This is a genomic window from Dyella sp. BiH032 (genome assembly GCF_031954525.1).
GTDB lineage: Bacteria > Pseudomonadota > Gammaproteobacteria > Xanthomonadales > Rhodanobacteraceae > Dyella_D.
Genome location: NZ_CP134867.1, coordinates 727,591 through 742,551, shown reverse-complemented (window position 1 = coordinate 742,551; position 14,961 = coordinate 727,591). Strand labels below are relative to the sequence as shown.

The 14,961-nt window shown below is 67.9% G+C and carries 15 protein-coding genes; 8 read left to right on the top strand and 7 right to left on the bottom strand.

Going from position 1 to position 14,961, the window contains the following annotated elements; genetic code table 11:
• Positions 1-19: 19 nt before the first annotated feature.
• The 3 genes from RKE25_RS03240 to secB all read right to left on the bottom strand — a co-directional run bounded on the left by RKE25_RS03240 (position 20) and on the right by secB (position 4,689).
• The gene (locus RKE25_RS03240) at positions 20-3,046 is read right to left on the bottom strand and encodes a DEAD/DEAH box helicase (RefSeq protein WP_311840830.1); all 3,027 of its coding nucleotides are present in this window, start codon (positions 3,044-3,046) and stop codon (positions 20-22) included.
• 116 nt (positions 3,047-3,162) lie between these two features.
• Complete coding sequence (locus RKE25_RS03235; RefSeq protein WP_311840829.1) at positions 3,163-4,188, bottom strand: NAD(P)H-dependent glycerol-3-phosphate dehydrogenase; 1,026 nt, start codon at positions 4,186-4,188, stop codon at positions 3,163-3,165.
• 9 nt (positions 4,189-4,197) lie between these two features.
• Positions 4,198-4,689: a protein-export chaperone SecB gene (gene secB / locus RKE25_RS03230; RefSeq protein WP_311840828.1), complete on the bottom strand. Its 492-nt coding sequence runs from the start codon at positions 4,687-4,689 to the stop codon at positions 4,198-4,200.
• A gap of 357 nt (positions 4,690-5,046) precedes the next feature.
• On the opposite strand from secB, the gene rpmB reads away from it, so the two are divergent.
• Both rpmB and rpmG read left to right on the top strand, forming a co-directional pair.
• Positions 5,047-5,283, top strand: coding sequence for a 50S ribosomal protein L28 (rpmB, locus tag RKE25_RS03225; protein WP_311840827.1), 237 nt, complete (start codon positions 5,047-5,049; stop codon positions 5,281-5,283).
• Positions 5,284-5,296: 13 nt separating this feature from the next.
• Positions 5,297-5,464 (top strand): 50S ribosomal protein L33, encoded by a 168-nt coding sequence (gene rpmG, locus RKE25_RS03220; protein ID WP_026635435.1) that lies wholly within the window; start codon positions 5,297-5,299, stop codon positions 5,462-5,464.
• A gap of 183 nt (positions 5,465-5,647) precedes the next feature.
• Here the strand turns inward: rpmG and RKE25_RS03215 are convergent, their stop codons facing one another.
• Together RKE25_RS03215 and RKE25_RS03210 are read right to left on the bottom strand one after the other, a co-directional pair.
• Positions 5,648-6,202 carry a DUF4166 domain-containing protein gene (locus RKE25_RS03215; protein WP_311840826.1) on the bottom strand — a complete coding sequence of 185 codons (555 nt, stop codon included), beginning with the start codon at positions 6,200-6,202 and terminating at the stop codon, positions 5,648-5,650.
• A 111-nt stretch (positions 6,203-6,313) separates the two neighbouring features.
• Complete coding sequence (locus RKE25_RS03210) at positions 6,314-7,507, bottom strand: fatty acid desaturase (RefSeq protein ID WP_311840825.1); 1,194 nt, start codon at positions 7,505-7,507, stop codon at positions 6,314-6,316.
• 163 nt (positions 7,508-7,670) lie between these two features.
• Here RKE25_RS03210 and RKE25_RS03205 point away from each other — a divergent pair, with 163 nt between their 5' ends.
• The 6 genes from RKE25_RS03205 (at position 7,671) to mutM (ending at position 13,416) form a co-directional block, all read left to right on the top strand.
• Positions 7,671-8,408, top strand: a complete 738-nt coding sequence (locus tag RKE25_RS03205) for an ABC transporter ATP-binding protein (RefSeq protein ID WP_311842316.1) — start codon at positions 7,671-7,673, stop codon at positions 8,406-8,408.
• Positions 8,405-9,193 carry an ABC transporter permease gene (locus RKE25_RS03200; protein WP_311840824.1) on the top strand — a complete coding sequence of 263 codons (789 nt, stop codon included), beginning with the start codon at positions 8,405-8,407 and terminating at the stop codon, positions 9,191-9,193. Before RKE25_RS03205 ends, RKE25_RS03200 begins: the two co-directional genes overlap by 4 nt.
• Positions 9,190-10,545 (top strand): Gldg family protein, encoded by a 1,356-nt coding sequence (locus RKE25_RS03195; RefSeq protein WP_311842315.1) that lies wholly within the window; start codon positions 9,190-9,192, stop codon positions 10,543-10,545. Before RKE25_RS03200 ends, RKE25_RS03195 begins: the two co-directional genes overlap by 4 nt.
• Positions 10,542-11,033 carry a hypothetical protein gene (locus RKE25_RS03190; protein WP_311840823.1) on the top strand — a complete coding sequence of 164 codons (492 nt, stop codon included), beginning with the start codon at positions 10,542-10,544 and terminating at the stop codon, positions 11,031-11,033. Before RKE25_RS03195 ends, RKE25_RS03190 begins: the two co-directional genes overlap by 4 nt.
• A gap of 95 nt (positions 11,034-11,128) precedes the next feature.
• Positions 11,129-12,553, top strand: coding sequence for an NADP-dependent phosphogluconate dehydrogenase (gndA, locus tag RKE25_RS03185; RefSeq protein WP_311840822.1), 1,425 nt, complete (start codon positions 11,129-11,131; stop codon positions 12,551-12,553).
• A gap of 35 nt (positions 12,554-12,588) precedes the next feature.
• A complete protein-coding gene (mutM, locus tag RKE25_RS03180; RefSeq protein ID WP_311840821.1) occupies positions 12,589-13,416 on the top strand; it encodes a bifunctional DNA-formamidopyrimidine glycosylase/DNA-(apurinic or apyrimidinic site) lyase in 828 nt (275 codons plus the stop codon).
• A gap of 70 nt (positions 13,417-13,486) precedes the next feature.
• On the opposite strand, the gene RKE25_RS03175 is transcribed toward mutM, so the two are convergent.
• Positions 13,487-14,251 carry a hypothetical protein gene (locus tag RKE25_RS03175; protein WP_311840820.1) on the bottom strand — a complete coding sequence of 255 codons (765 nt, stop codon included), beginning with the start codon at positions 14,249-14,251 and terminating at the stop codon, positions 13,487-13,489.
• Positions 14,252-14,321: 70 nt separating this feature from the next.
• Positions 14,322-14,951 carry a thymidine kinase gene (locus RKE25_RS03170; RefSeq protein WP_311840819.1) on the bottom strand — a complete coding sequence of 210 codons (630 nt, stop codon included), beginning with the start codon at positions 14,949-14,951 and terminating at the stop codon, positions 14,322-14,324.
• Positions 14,952-14,961 lie beyond the last annotated feature (10 nt).

The following is a 14,961-nucleotide window of genomic DNA, read 5'->3' as shown; positions in this document are numbered from 1 at the left end:
CCCCGGTGCGCCGGAAGTATCAACCCGGCGCGAGCAGCGCGTCGAGGTCTTCCTGGTCGAAGCTCAGCTTTTCGCGCGTGCCGCCGCCTTCCAGCACGGCCTCCGCCAGCTCAGCCTTGCGCGCCTTCAGTTCCTCGATGCGCTCTTCCACCGTACCCGCGGTAATCAGGCGGAACACGAACACCGGCTTGTCCTGGCCGATGCGGTGTGCGCGGTCGCTCGCCTGCGCCTCGGCAGCCGGGTTCCACCATGGGTCGTAGTGGATGACCGTATCGGCGGCGGTGAGGTTGAGACCGACGCCGCCGGCTTTCAGAGACAGCAAAAACAGCGGTACGTCGCCTTCCTGGAACTGGCGCACCGGCTCGGCGCGGTCGCGCGTTTCGCCGGTGAGCGTGACGTAAGGCACGCGATGACGGTCCAGCTCGTGCGCGATCAGCTTGAGCATTTCGGTGAACTGCGAGAACAGCAGCACCTTGCGGCCTTCGGCGAGCAAGGCCGGGAGCATGTCCATCAGCAGGTCGAACTTGGCCGAGTCGCGCACGCCGCGCGCGGCTTCCAGCTTGACCAGGCGAGGATCGCAGCAGACCTGGCGCAGCTTGAGCAGCGCATCGAGCACCACGATGCCGCTGTGCTGGATGCCGCGCTGCGCGATCACCTCGCGCAGCTCCTCGGCCAGCGACAGGCGCAGGCTCTCATACAGCTCGCGCTGGCGGCCTTCCAGCACCACGCGGCGGGTGATCTCGGTCTTGGGCGGGAGTTCGGAGGCCACCTGCGACTTGGTGCGGCGCAGGATGAACGGCGCGAGGCGGCGGTTGAGGCGGTCCTGGCACTCGGTGTCGTGCTGCTTCTCGATCGGCACGCGGTAGTGGCGCCGGAACGCGCCTTCGTCGCCGAGCAGGCCGGGCACGGCCAGGTCGACCTGCGACCAGAGTTCGCCCAGGTGATTCTCCAGCGGCGTGCCGGTGAGGCAGATGCAGCGCGGCGCGCGCAGGCTGAGCACGGCACGGCGCGCCTGAGTGCGCGGATTCTTCACCTGCTGGGCCTCGTCCAGCACGATCGCCGCGAACGGCTGCTTGCGCAGCGCGACCACGTCGCGCGGCAGCAGCGCATAGCTGGTCAGCACGATGTCCTGCGCCCCCAGCTGCGAGAAGTCGCCGCCGCGCTGCGGGCCATGCAGCGCGAGCACCTTCAGGGCCGGCGCGAAACGGGCGATCTCGGCCTGCCAGTTGGGGATCAGGCTGGTGGGCACCACGATCAGCGCCGGCAGAGTCAGCGCGCCGCGCTCCTTGAGCGCGAGCAGATGGGTGATCAGCTGCAGCGTCTTGCCCAGGCCCATATCGTCGGCCAACACGCCGCCGACACCGGCCTCGGCCAGTGCGTTGAGCCAGCGCAGGCCCTCGCGTTGATACGGGCGAAGCTCCACGGTCAGGCCTTCGGGCACCGCGTCGCTGGCACGCTCGGCCGCATCGCGCAGCCGCGCGGTGAAGCCGCGCAGTTGCTCGGGCGCTTCCAGCGCACCGCCCGCGGGCAGCGCTTCGACGATTTCTTCCAGGCGGCCCGCCTGCACGCGCGGGAGGTGCAGCTTCTTGCGCGGCTTCTCCAGGTATTCGGCCAGCGGCGCGAGCAGGCCGCGCAGCTCCTTCAGGCGCACCGGCACGCGGCGGCGTTCGTCCACCGGCGCATACCACACGGCATCTTCCGGCTCGTTGGGCGCGGGGCTGAGGTTGAGCTGGTGCTCGGCCAATGCCTGCGCCACCGCGGGCAGCAGATTGTGGCGCTTGCCTTCGAGCTCGATGCCGATTTCCAGGTCGAAGGCATGGTCGTCGGCGTCTTCCACTGCGTTGCCGTACCACTGCACCGGCCCTTCCAGCACCTCGAACGGGAAGCTGGGCGCGTATTCGAGCTGGAAGCCTTCGGCCTCCAGCTTCGGGCGCAGCGCCAGCCAGCGCGCCGGGGTGTTCACTTCGAGTGCGCCGGCATAGCCCTTGCCCGGGAACAGCCAGGCGTCTTCGGGGAGCGTGTCGGCCAGATCCCAGGGCAGGCCCTCGGTGTCCACGCCGGGCGTGAGGCCGGCGCGCTCGAGCTGCTCCATGGCGGTGAGTTCTTCCGCGCGGCGACGGGTGATTTCCACCAGGGTGCCATGGCGCACGCGCCGCACCAGCGGTTCGCCGCCGCGCCCCGGCAAGCGTTCGCCGGCGTAGTCGAACGCCAGGCGGGCGTACGCCAGCGGCGGCGTGCCGGCGGCGAGGCGCGCGTGGCGCGTGAGCGCGTGCAGCGTCAGCACCGGGCGCGGGGTCAGCTCGGCGCGGCGCAGTTCGTCGAACACCTGCGGCGCAGGAACGCGCTGGGCCAGGCGGCTTTCCGGGAGCGCATCGCGCAGGGCGCGGCTGTGCTCGTGCTTGAGCGGGGGCAGGTCGAGCCAATGCGTTTCTTCGGGCGGCGCTTCCAGATGGCCGACCTCGGCGCGTTCGGCGTCGAGATACCACAGGCCGTCGATGCGGACGAGGCGGTGATTGGCCGGTAGCGCGGGGAACAGGCGCTGGCTGCCGTCTTTCTCCAGGTGCCAATGCCAGTTGAGCAAATGCGCCTTGCCGCGCGAGAGCCGCAGTCCGGCGAGGCCGCCGAGAAAACAGGGAGCGGTGTCGAGGACTTCCGCCAGCAGCGCGTCCCCGACGTGCCCGGCCAGCCGCGCGTAGCTGCGACTCTTGCGCACCGTCTGCGGCAGGCCGAGCACGGTGGCGGCCAGGCGCTGCTCGTGCGGTTCCAGCGGAAGATGGGCCAGGTGGCGACTGTCCAGCGGCGAAGGACGCGCGAAACGGCCCTGCTCGGCCACGGTCAGCAGCACCGGCGCCACGTCCAGGCGGACGTAGGACGTGCCCTCTTCCGGAATCGCATCCAGGAAGAAGCCCAGCACGCCGCGCTCCTGCGGGCCGGCGGCGGCGCCGTCGTCCAGCAGGCGTTGCCAGACGGGCGGCAGCGGTTCCGCACTCTCCTCGCGGCGCTGCGGGATGGATTCGGCGAGGCGTTTCTCGTCGGTTTGCTGCATGCGCGTGCGGTCCGCCGGGGCGACCAAAAGACCGAGCTTAGCAAGGCCGATGTGCAGATGCGCGCCTCCGCGCCGTTTTTTTCGAACGGACGCGGAGACGGTGCAACAGGCCGATGTCAGGCGACCCCGAAGAGGCCCTGCGGGTATTCCGGCTTCTGTTCGCGGGACATCAGTGCGCGCAGGCCTTCGACCGGCGTGACCTCGCCGTGCAGCACGGCGCGCACGCCGCCGCTGATCGGCAGGTCCAGGCCGTGCTTGGCGGCCAGGCGAGCCACTTCGTCCGCGGTGACGACGCTTTCCACCACCTGGCCGATCTGGCGTACGGCCTCATCGATCGCCACGCCCTTGCCGAGGGCGAGGCCCAGGCGGCGATTGCGGGAAAGATCGCCGGTACAGGTGAGCACGAGGTCGCCCAGGCCGGACAGACCCATCAGGGTCTCGGGCCGGGCCCCGAGCGCGACGCCCAGGCGCAGCATTTCGTTCATGCCGCGCGTGATGAGGCCGGCGCGGGCATTGAGGCCCAGATCCATGCCATCGGCGACGCCGGTAGCCACGGCCAGGACGTTCTTCATGGCGCCGCCCAGTTCCGCGCCGAGCACGTCCCCGCCGGAGTAGGCGCGGAAGTTCGGTGCGTGCAGCATCGAGGCCAGTTGTTGCGCGAAGGCCTCGTCGTCGGAATGCACCGTGACGGCGCTGGGTAGCCCGAGCGCCACTTCCTTGGCGAAGGACGGCCCGGTGACCACCGCCGCGGCGCGGCCCGGTAGCTTTTCCGCCACCAGTTCGTGCAGGAAGCGGCCGGTGCCGGGCTCGAAGCCCTTGGTAGCCCAGGCGATCGCGGCGCCTGGCTCGAGCAGCGGCGCGATCTCGTCCAGCATGGACGCGAAGGCGTGGCTGGGGACCACGATCAGCACGACCCCGGCGCCGCGCAGGGCGGCGGCCAGGTCGCTCTCGAAACGCAGTTCGGCCGGCAGCTGGATGTCGGGCAGATAACGCTGGTTCTGCCGGGTTTCGGCCATCGCCGCCAGCGCATGGGAATCCCGGCCCCAGAGCCGGGTCGGGACGCCATTGCGCGCGGTCAGGGCGGCCAGCGCCGTTCCCCACGAGCCGGCGCCCAGGACCGCCAGGGTCGGACGTTCAGCCATGGGGGAGACTCAGCTGTTGAGGGCCGGGATCTCGTCGCCGCCGGCGATGCGGCGCTGCTGTTCGGCGTAGAGCGCGTCGAAGTTGATCGGCTGCAGGAGGAACGGCGGGAAGCCGCCTTCCATCACCAGCGAGGAGATCACCTGGCGCGCATACGGGAACAGCAGGTTCGGGCAGTAGCTGCCGATGATGCCGGCATGGTCGGCTTCCGAGAAACCGGACACGCCGAACACGCCGGCCTGCTTCACTTCGGCCAGGTAGGCGGTGCGCTCGCCGAGCGTGCAGGTGAGGGTGAGGCTGAGCACCACTTCGTACAGGTCGTTGCCCAGCTCGGTGGCCTGCTGGCCCAGGTTCAGCTGGACCTGCGGCTGCTGGTCGGTCTCGCCGATCTCCTGGAAGATGTGCGGGGCGTTCGGCGCTTCGAACGATACGTCCTTCACGTAGATCTTCTGCAGCACCAGCTGCGGCTGGCCGGCCTGGCCGTTGGCGTTGACGTCTGCCATGTCGAAACCCCTCACTCGGAATGCGGAAACGGACAAAGAGGCCGATTGTTCCATACATCCCCGCCGGTCGCCATGACGGCATGGACGGCGGAGCGGCTCCGCGGCGGCCGCTGGCAACGGGTACGCGCCTCCGTGACGCCGCGGCCCGGATTGCTCAAAACTTGCGCAACCATGCGGTTTCCTGGGAGAATGCGCGGCTCGGCCATGCCGGCCCGGTCTCCCGGGCACGTCCGCGACGCGATGCGGACCTCACGGCAGCCCCCGACAGCACCACCCTCCAGCATCGCGTGGCGCAAGGCGCCGCTGGGCCGATGTCGCCCTGGCCAACGGGCGGTAAATGAATCTACGGAGGTCATCATGGCCCGTGTATGCCAAGTCACCGGAAAGGGTGTGCGGACCGGCAACAACGTCTCGCATGCCAACAACAAGACCCGTCGCCGTTGGTTGCCGAACCTGCACGAGCGCCGCTTCTGGGTCGCCAGCGAGAACCGCTGGGTGAAACTGCGCGTCTCCAACCAGGCGCTGCGCACCATCGACAAGAAGGGCATCGAGGCCGTGATCGCCGACCTGCGTGCCCGCGGCGAGAAGATCTGAGGAGCCCTAAGCCATGTCCAAGAGCAAGAGCGACAAGATCCGCCTGATCTCCTCGGCCGGCACCGGCCACTTCTACACCACGCAGAAGAACAAGAAGAACACGCCGGACAAATTCGAGTTCAAGAAGTACGACCCAGTTGTCCGCAAGCACGTGATCTACAAGGAAGGCAAGATCAAGTAATTGATCTGCTCTCCAAAAAACCCGCCTTCGTGGCGGGTTTTTTTTCGTTCGGGTGTCGAGGTGTTTGGGTGACATCTGGCCGTTCGCGCGGAAGACGTTGCGGCCAGCACCTTCCAATAGTCGACACCGATCGCGGCGGACGAACGGGCGATAGAGCGAACGCAGGCTGCGCAAAAGCTTCGCTCACCCCTCCACCTCCAACCAGCCGCGATAGCTGACCAGCCGCCCCACCAGCGGCAATCGCGTGTCGATGTGGAAAAGGTAGCGTCCGTGCTCCGCCATGCTGCGCGAAAACACGCTGCCGAACACCGCGCGCGGCAGACGCACGCCCAGCAGGCGGCCTTCGCACAGCACCCAGTCGATCGAATCGTCCACGCGACGTAGCTCGAAAGAGAAGGCTACCGGCCCCAGGCGCTCGCACAGGCGGCCACTTTCTCCGTTCGCGTCCAGCGTCGAACGCATGCGACGACTCGCGAAATGGCGCGTCCAGATTTCACGTGATCCTGCGCGCTCGATGGTCAGCGTGATCGCCTGCGCCGGACCCGGCTCCGGCTCCGGCTCCGGCAAGCCCAGCACGCGCCGCAGCACGCGCGCGAAGAGATGCTCCGCACCATCCACCTGCGCCTGCCCGTGCGCACGCAGCGACGCCGTTCCGCCATGCATGCGCCGGACCGGCTCGGCCAGCCGCGACCATTCGACGGGACCGATCAACGAGGGGAAGAGCGCCGGGGGCGACATGCCGCGCTCATGGGTGGGTCCGGCGTGGCGGACAAGCCACGCTCGGGCACCGCCGTCGCAAAAGAAAAACCCGCCGGAAGGCGGGCTTTTCGAAGCGGTTGCCGGCTCGAATCAAGCCGCACTGACCGCGTAAGTCTTCAGCCGCTGCGCGAAGTCCTGCAGCACGCGGATACCGCTCTGCTCGGCTTCGGCAATCCACTGCTGCAGGCCCTTGAGGGTCTGCTCGGCGCCGCGCTGTTCCATCAGCTCCGCCAGGCGGGTGCGGAAGTCGCACACCACGCGCAAGGTCGGGCGCTTGGCCAGTGCGGCCTGCAGGCGCTCGCGGCCTTCGTTGTCCAGCCAGCGGCCGCCGTCGGCGAGGGCGCGGCGCATGCGGCGCGGCATGGCCTTGAGGCTCTCGCCGGCATGCTGGGCCTCGTCGCGCAGGGTCGGCACGATCACGCCACGGTAGAAGTCGGTCATGGCCTGGAAGCGGTGCGTGAGCACGGCCTTCAGGGTTTCGGCATCGGGCAGGTGCACGTTCGGGCGCACGTCCAGGGTCGGCGCCACGCGCAGCACCTTGGCCAAGCCCACCGCGCGCAGGCCGCAGATCACGGCCCAGCCGATGTCGAACTCCCACTTGCGCAGCGCGAACTTAGCCGAGCTCGGGAAGGCGTGGTGGTTGTTGTGCAGCTCTTCGCCGCCGATCCACACGCCCCACGGCGACAGGTTCGTCGCGGTGTCGGCGCTCTCGAAGTTGCGATAGCCCCACCAATGGCCGATGCCGTTGACGAAGCCGGCGGCCCAGAACGGAATCCAGATCATCTGCACAGCCCAGATCGCCGCACCGATCACGCCGAACAGCGCCAGGTTGATGATCAGCATCAGCGACGGACCCCAGTACGGATGGCCGCCGAACAGCTTGCGCTCGAACCAGTCGTCCGGCGTGCCGCGGCCGTACTTCTCGAGGTCGGCCTTGTTGTAGCTGGCCTCGCGGTACAGCGACACGCCGTCCCAGAACACCTTCTTGATGCCGTAGATCTGCGGGCTATGCGGGTCTTCCTCGGTCTCGACCTTGGCGTGGTGCTTGCGGTGCACCGCCACCCACTCCTTCACCACCATGCCGGTGGTGAGCCAGCCCCAGAAGCGGAAGAAGTTGGCGAGCGCGGGATGGAAGTCCACGCCGCGATGGGTCTGGCTGCGATGCAGATACAGCGTCACCGTGAAAATGGTGAGCTGCGTCATGACCAGCAGGTAGACCAGCATGGCAACCCAGCCGGCCCCGGTGAGGCCGTTGGACAGGAAGTTCAGCACTGCATCGAGCATGGGAAACACTCAGTAGGGTGAAAAGTCAGTCTAATCGAGGGTTTCCGTACCCACCAGCATGGGAAACCGCGTTCGCCGACGGCGTCGCGGAACGTGTCTTGGCGCACAAGAAAACGGTCCCCCACAGTTGTTTAAACAGTGGGGGCACCGTGACAATCATGCAATGACTCTGCCACACCCCCTGTTAAAGCTTGATCAGGTCCAGCGCCATCGTGCCGGACGCCCTGCCGTGGAGCGTCTCAGCCTGGTGCTGGACAGGGGGGAAATCCTTGGCCTGCTTGGCGTCAACGGGGCCGGCAAGTCCACCACGTTGGCGATGATCGCGGGCGCGCTTCGGCCCGACGAGGGCTTGATCGAGCTGGATGGCCAGGATTTTTCAGAATCGCCTGAGCTCGCCCGGCAGCTCATCGGCTGGCTGCCGGAACGTGCCCCGCATTGGCCGGAACTGACGGTCTTGGAACATCTGCAGGCGCATGGTCGCCTGCGCGGCCTGCATGGAAGCGCACTCAAGCAGGCTTGCGACCGCACGGTCGAACGGCTGGAACTCGGCCCGCTGCTGCGCCGCCTTGCCGGCGTGCTGTCCCAAGGCCAGCGCCAACGGCTGGGACTGGCTTGCGCACTTCTGCACAGACCCGCGCTACTGGTCCTGGATGAGCCCGCCAATGCGCTCGATCCTGTGCAGGTGTCGGCCCTGCGCACGGTGATCCGGGAGGAAGCCGCCGCCGGTGCGGCGGTCATCCTTTCCACGCACCTGCTCGCCGAGACGACAGCCGTATGCGATCGCGTGGCGATCCTGCACGAAGGCCGCCTGCGTCACGATGCCGCGCTCGGCGGCGATCACCAGGCGCTCGAAAAGACCTTCTTCGACATCGCCATGAACGGACGGGACAAGGCCGCATGAGTTCGATTTTCTCGGTCGCCCGCCTGGAGCTGCGTCGCCTGCTCGTGCGCCCGCTGGCGTGGGTGCTGGCCGCGCTTTCGCTGGCCCAGCTCGCCTGGCGGTTCGTCCTGCTACTAGGCAGTTTTCTCGACAACCAGGTGAAGCTCGCGGGCATGCCGGGCGGCCCGGGCTATACGGATCTGGTCGGCGTGCCGCTGCTGGGCAGCACATTGACCATGGGCATGCTTCCATTCGGACTGACCGAGCTGGCGCTGCTGATCGTGCCGCTGATCACCATGTCGACCCTGGCCGGCGACCGCGCGAACGGCACCTTGCCGCTGCTGTCGGCGACGGGTACCTCGCCGTCGGCCATCGTGCTCGGCAAATACCTGGCGGTGCTGCTGTGGCTGATGGCCTGGCTGGCACTCACCGTCGCCATGCCGCTGAGCCTGGCGCACGGCACGCATCTGGACTGGGGCAAGTTCGGCGCGGCGGTGCTGGGGCTGGCACTCACGCTCGCCGCGCTGGGCGCGATCGGTATCGCGTGCTCCTCGTTCGCCTCGCTGCCCGCGGTGGCCGCCACCGCTAGCCTGATGCTCGGCCTGGCGCTGTTCACCGCCAACCTCGCCGCGCAGAAGGCAGGCATCGGCAACGGCTTCTGGAACTGGCTGTCGCTGAGCACGCACTTGGAGGCGTTGCTGCGCGGCCTGGTATCGAGCGCCGATGTGATCTGGTTCTTACTGGTGATCGCCCTGGCCCTGGCCCTGGCGGTTCGCCGGCTGTCCACCGACAAGGAGCGCGGCTGATGCGCGGTTTCAGACGTCTGGACGGCTGGCTGTTCGCCGCAGTCCTGTTCGCCGCCGCAGGCGCGATCGGCTATCTCACCTACCGGCATGACCTGGTGGCCGATTGGAGCCACGAAGGCCGCTCCAGCCTCTCGCCTGAAAGCCGCGCCGTGCTCGATACGCTGCATGGCCCGGTGGAGATCGTCAGCTACGCCAACCCGCAGGGCGACCTCCGCCAGACCGTGAGCGCATTCATGGAGCGCTACCAGCGCTTCAAGCGCGACCTCACGGTGCGCTTCATCGATCCCCAGCAAGACCCGGCAAAGATGCGCGAGCTGGGCATCACCGTCGACGGCGCCCTGATCCTGCATTACCAGAATCGCGAAGAGCGCTTGGACGAGCTGTCCGAGCGCAGCCTCACCAACGCGCTGGAACGCCTCGCACGCGGCGGCGAGCGGCTCGTGGCCTTCGTCACCGGCGATGGCGAACGCCGCGCGGACGGCAAGGCCAACGCGGACGTCAGTACGTTCATGGCGCAGCTGGAAAACCGCGGCATGCGCGCCGTGCCGCTCAACTTCTCCCAGGTCACCGCGGTACCGCAGCACACGGACCTCGTCGTGCTCGCCAGCCCCACCCTCGCCTTGCCGCAAGGAGCGGTCAAGGCGCTCACCGATTACGTCGCCGGTGGCGGCAACCTGCTGTGGCTGACCGAGCCGGCCAACGAGGACCTCGGCCTGCAACCGCTCGCCGATGCGCTCGGCATGCACATCCTGCCCGGCGTGCTGGTCGACGGGCAAGGCGCGGCGCTCGGGCTGAAGGATCCGCGCATGATCACGCTGGGCGATTACCCCCCGCATGCGATCACGCGCGGCCTCACGCTCACCACGCTGTTTCCGCAGGTATCCGCGCTGGCGCTGTCGCGCAAAGGCGATTGGGAAGTGAAACCCTTCCTGCGCTCCTCGGCGCAGAGCTGGACGGAATTCCAGCCCATCGACAATGCGCAGGCGTCGAATATCCGCTACGACGCCGACGCCGGGGAGCTGAAAGGCCCGCTCGATTTCGGCCTGGCCTTCACCCGGCTGTCGCCCAGCCCGGACAAGAGCGAACAGCGCGTCGCCGTGATCGGCGACGGCGATTTCCTTTCGAATACGTTCCTCGGCAACGGCGGCAATCGCGCGCTGGGCGAACGGGTGTTCGACTGGGTGCTCGGCGACGACGCGCTGGTCAACCTGCCCCCGCGCGGCGCACCGGACCGGGCGCTGCAGATCAGCCAGGGGCAACTGAACGCGGTGACCTTCGGCTTCCTCATCGGGCTCCCGGTCGTGCTGCTTGCGCTCGGCGGCCTGATTGCATGGCGCCGGCGCCGGGCATGAAGCGGGGCGCGCATCGCCGCTGGTGGCCGCTCGCGTTGGCGGCGCTGCTGATCGCAGCGGCCGGCTGGCAATGGCGCAGCGACCGGCAGGCCGAAACCGGCACGCTGCTCGGGCTCGACCCGACGTCGATCCAGCGCATCGACCTGGCCTGGGACGGCGGCGCGGCGGAGCATTACGTTCAGCGCGACGGGCACTGGATGGCCGTGAACGGCACGACACTCCCGATCGACGAAGGCCGTCTCGCCGATCTGGCGAACACCGCCGCGGCGCCCGTGCAGAGCTGGCGCCCCGTCGCCGATTTCGAGCCGGCCAAAATCGGCCTGGCACCGCCGTCAGTGGTGCTGACCTTGGACGGTCATGTGCTGGCATTCGGCGAGGCTGCAGTCACCGGACCGCTGCGCTACGTGCGCGCCGGGGACCGCGTCGCTCTCGTGTCGGTACGCTTCACGCCCCGCCCGCTCAAGGCCGTCGCCGCCGACACGCACTGATCCGCCGGCGGCTGCGTATGATGCGGGGCACCTTGCATGCCTCGGAGCCCTCCCCATATTCGAGGCATTCCCGTCACCCTCTGGGAGCACCCCGCATGAGTCGTCCCCCGCTCGAGCAACCCGTCATCGGCGTCGTCGGCATGGCAGTCATGGGCCGCAACCTCGCGCTCAACATCGAGAGCCGCGGCCATACCGTCGCCATCTACAACCGCAGCCGCGAGAAGACCGACGAGGTCATGGCCGAGCACGCCGACCGGCGGCTGGTCCCCACCTATTCCATGCAGGCGTTCGTCGATGCACTGCAGAAGCCGCGCCGCATCCTGCTGATGGTCAAGGCCGGCGATGCCACCGATGCGACCATCGCCGAACTCAAGCCGCTGCTCGACAAGGGCGACGTGCTGATCGATGGCGGCAACACGTTCTTCCAGGACACTATCCGCCGCGAACGCGAGCTGAGCGCCGCAGGGCTGCACTTCATCGGCACTGGCGTCTCCGGCGGCGAGGAAGGCGCGCTGCGCGGCCCCTCGATCATGCCCGGCGGCCCGCACGACGCGTATGACCTGGTCGCACCGGTGCTTACCGAGATCGCCGCCCGCGCCCCCGATGGCGAGCCCTGCGTCGCTTACATGGGCCCGAATGGCGCCGGGCACTACGTGAAGATGGTGCACAACGGCATCGAGTACGGCGACATGCAGCTGATCGCCGAAAGCTATGCCGTACTGAAGCAGGTGCTTGGCCTCTCCAACGAGGAGCTGGACAAGGTATACGCCGACTGGAACCAGGGCGAACTGGACAGCTATCTGATCGCCATCACTGCCGACATCTTCGGCAAGAAGGACCCGGATACCGGCAAGGACATGGTCGACATCATTCTCGACCGCGCCGCCCAGAAGGGCACCGGCAAATGGACCAGCCAGAGCGCACTGGATCTCGGCGTCCCGCTGCCGCTCATCACCGAATCCGTCTTCGCGCGCCTGCTGTCGGCATTGAAGGACGAACGAGTGGCGGCCAGTAAGCAATTGACCGGCCCGGTGCCGAAGCAGTTCGAAGGTAACCGCGCGGCCTTCATCGAATCGGTGCGGCGCGCGCTTTACCTCAGCAAGATCGTCTCGTATGCGCAGGGCTTCGCGCAGCTGCGTGCCGCGTCCGACGAGTACAAGTGGAACCTCCCCTACGGCACCATCGCGAAGATCTTCCGCGCCGGCTGCATCATCCGCGCACGCTTCCTGCAGAAGATCACCGATGCCTATGCGCACGATGCTGCGCTGGCCAATCTGTTGCTGGACCCTTACTTCCGCGACATCGCTACGCAGTACCAGCAGGCGCTGCGCGACGTCGTCGCCGCGGCGGTGCAAGCTGGCGTGGCGGTACCGGGCTTCGCCTCGGCCATCGCTTACTACGACAGCTACCGCGCCGAACGACTCCCGGCGAACCTGGTGCAGGCCCAGCGCGACTATTTCGGCGCGCACACCTTCGAGCGCATCGACCGGCCCGGCAGCTTCCATGCCGACTGGTCGTAAGCGGCTCGCCACGTTGATCGAGCTGGCCTTTCCACGTGCCTGAACTGCCCGAAGTCGAAACCACCCGCCGGGGTATCGCGCCTCATCTGATCGGCCGCCGCGTCACCGCGGTCACGCTACGGCGGCCCGATCTTCGCTGGCCGATTCCGCCGGAGATCCGCGAGCTCCTTCCCGGGCAGCGCATCGAAGACGTGGAGCGGCGCGCCAAGTACCTGCTGCTGCATACGCAGGCCGGCAGCGCGTTACTGCATCTGGGCATGACCGGCGTGTTGCGCGTGCTGCCGCCGGATGCACTGGTCGGCAAGCACGACCACGTGGATATCGCACTCGAAGCCACCACTATGGAAGGGCCGCGCGTGCTGCGGTTCACCGACGCACGCCGCTTTGGCTGCCTGCTGTGGCAATCGCCGGGAACCACGCACGAGCTCCTCGACGCGCTCGGCCCGGAGCCGCTCACCGACGACTTCGATGGCGACCTGCTGTGGCGCCTGTCGCGCGGACGCACTGCGGCCGTGAAGCTGTTCCTGATGGACAACGCCGTCGTCGTCGGCGTCGGCAACATCTACGCGAGCGAAGCGTTGTTTGCCGCGGGCATCGACCCGCGCCGGCCAGCCGGCACGGTGTCGCGTGCGCGTTATGCGCGCCTGGCCGCCGAAGTGAAACGCATCCTGGCCTGGGCGATCGAGCGCGGCGGCACCACGCTGCGCGATTTCATCAATCCGGATGGCATGCCCGGCTACTTCGTGCGAGAGCTGATGGCGTACGGGCGGGAAGGCGAGCCCTGCAAGGTTTGTGGCACGCCGATCCGGCAGGCCGTGCTCGGGCAACGCTCGACGTTCTGGTGTCCTCGTTGCCAGAAATAAGCGCTGTCGCGCTTCGATAAGACCCAGGGTGCGCCGCCGTACTCGGCGGCGCCTGGGCGGCCATGCCCGGTCAGGCCGGCCAGCGAAACTCGACGAAGGTGTTGTAGAACGGCGCCTCGTCCTCGTTGCCGCCGAGCTTGGCCACGAAACCGTCCATGCCGTCGGCCTGCAGCGGCTGGCCGTCCTGGAACGACGCACCGAGCGCCTGCATCTCGGCCAGCCGCTCGCACAGCATGCCCGCGCGATCGGTCTGCCCATCGGGCACATGGCGAAGGCTTATGTCAGGACGGCCGAACTTGCGCATGCCCCGGGTGCGGACCCAGTGGCCGTCGCCATCCTCCTCGTCATCGCACAGGATCAGTAGGTGGTTGCGGATCGGCGCGCCGTCGCGCACCAGATAGTGGCGACGCCAGGTCTCCGCGTCGAACAGCGTGACGATCTGCGGATCGAGCACCGCCACGCCGCCGATGTCTAGCAGGCCCGCGATCACGCCGAGGGTGTCGCGCAGATAGCCGATGTCGCCCTGATCGTCGATGGCCCCGCGCAGGATCATCACCTGCGGCGCATCCACCGCGGCGCGATACGCGTCCGGCGCCTCGTCCTTGAACAACCGGCCCAGCTCGCCGCGGAGCGGATAGCCGTCCCATTGGCGCAGCGTCGCGTGATGGTGATTGGTCACCTCGATGCCACGCGGCAGGCCGTCGCTGCCATAGGGCGCGGACGGCACGCGTACGTTCTCGAAATGGCCGAACACGTAAAAGTGCAGGTAGATCTTCTCGCCGCCGGGACGCCAGTGCGGGCGCTGCCAGGCGGGGATGCGGATCGGGGTGGCCATGCGTTGGATTCCTTGAGGTGGCCGGCGGGCACGGGGCCTTCCGGAGGCGCGGCGCACCGCACCGGGTGGATCAGGGTTCGCCCAGCGGCAATACGGGCTGCTGCAGTTCGATGCGGCCGCGGCCCTCGGTGATCTTCTTGAACTCGGCGCGGCTCACCGAGACATAGCGGTCGTTGCCGCCGATCTCAACCTGCGGACCTTCGGTGACTGCACGGCCGTGCTCGTCCACGCGCACGACCATGGTGGCCTTGCGGCCGGTGTGGCAGATGGTCTTGATCTCTTCCAGGTTATCGGCCCAGGCCAGCAGGTAGCGGCTGCCTTCGAACAATTCGCCGCGGAAATCCGTGCGCAAGCCATAGGCCAGTACCGGAATATTGAGGCGGTCCACCACGTCGCTGGCCTGCCACACCTGCGCCCGGGTGAGGAACTGCGCCTCGTCCACGAAGACGCAGTGCAGAGGGCCGCGCGCGGCGATGTCCGCCTCGATCATCGCGAAGAGGTCTTCTTCCCGGCCGAAACGGCGGCCATTCGCCTTCAGCCCGATGCGCGAAGCCACGACGCCCTCGCCGAAACGGTCGTCCAGCGACGGCGTAAGGATCACCGTGCGCATGCCGCGCTCGTGATAGTTGTACGCGCTCTGCAGCAGCGTGGTGGTCTTACCGGCGTTCATCGCCGAGTAGTAGAAGTAGAGCTTGGCCATGCGCGCGTAC

Excerpts from the sequence above, each read along its gene's own strand:
- RKE25_RS03240 (WP_311840830.1), bottom strand. The coding sequence starts at position 3,046 with ATGCAGCAAACCGACGAGAAACGCCTCGCCGAATCCATCCCGCAGCGC.
- RKE25_RS03235 (WP_311840829.1), bottom strand. The coding sequence starts at position 4,188 with ATGGCTGAACGTCCGACCCTGGCGGTCCTGGGCGCCGGCTCGTGGGGA.
- secB (WP_311840828.1), bottom strand. The coding sequence starts at position 4,689 with ATGGCAGACGTCAACGCCAACGGCCAGGCCGGCCAGCCGCAGCTGGTG.
- rpmB (WP_311840827.1), top strand. The coding sequence starts at position 5,047 with ATGGCCCGTGTATGCCAAGTCACCGGAAAGGGTGTGCGGACCGGCAAC.
- rpmG (WP_026635435.1), top strand. The coding sequence starts at position 5,297 with ATGTCCAAGAGCAAGAGCGACAAGATCCGCCTGATCTCCTCGGCCGGC.
- RKE25_RS03215 (WP_311840826.1), bottom strand. The coding sequence starts at position 6,202 with ATGTCGCCCCCGGCGCTCTTCCCCTCGTTGATCGGTCCCGTCGAATGG.
- RKE25_RS03210 (WP_311840825.1), bottom strand. The coding sequence starts at position 7,507 with ATGCTCGATGCAGTGCTGAACTTCCTGTCCAACGGCCTCACCGGGGCC.
- RKE25_RS03205 (WP_311842316.1), top strand. The coding sequence starts at position 7,671 with ATGACTCTGCCACACCCCCTGTTAAAGCTTGATCAGGTCCAGCGCCAT.
- RKE25_RS03200 (WP_311840824.1), top strand. The coding sequence starts at position 8,405 with ATGAGTTCGATTTTCTCGGTCGCCCGCCTGGAGCTGCGTCGCCTGCTC.
- RKE25_RS03190 (WP_311840823.1), top strand. The coding sequence starts at position 10,542 with ATGAAGCGGGGCGCGCATCGCCGCTGGTGGCCGCTCGCGTTGGCGGCG.
- gndA (WP_311840822.1), top strand. The coding sequence starts at position 11,129 with ATGAGTCGTCCCCCGCTCGAGCAACCCGTCATCGGCGTCGTCGGCATG.
- RKE25_RS03175 (WP_311840820.1), bottom strand. The coding sequence starts at position 14,251 with ATGGCCACCCCGATCCGCATCCCCGCCTGGCAGCGCCCGCACTGGCGT.
- RKE25_RS03170 (WP_311840819.1), bottom strand. The coding sequence starts at position 14,951 with ATGGCCAAGCTCTACTTCTACTACTCGGCGATGAACGCCGGTAAGACC.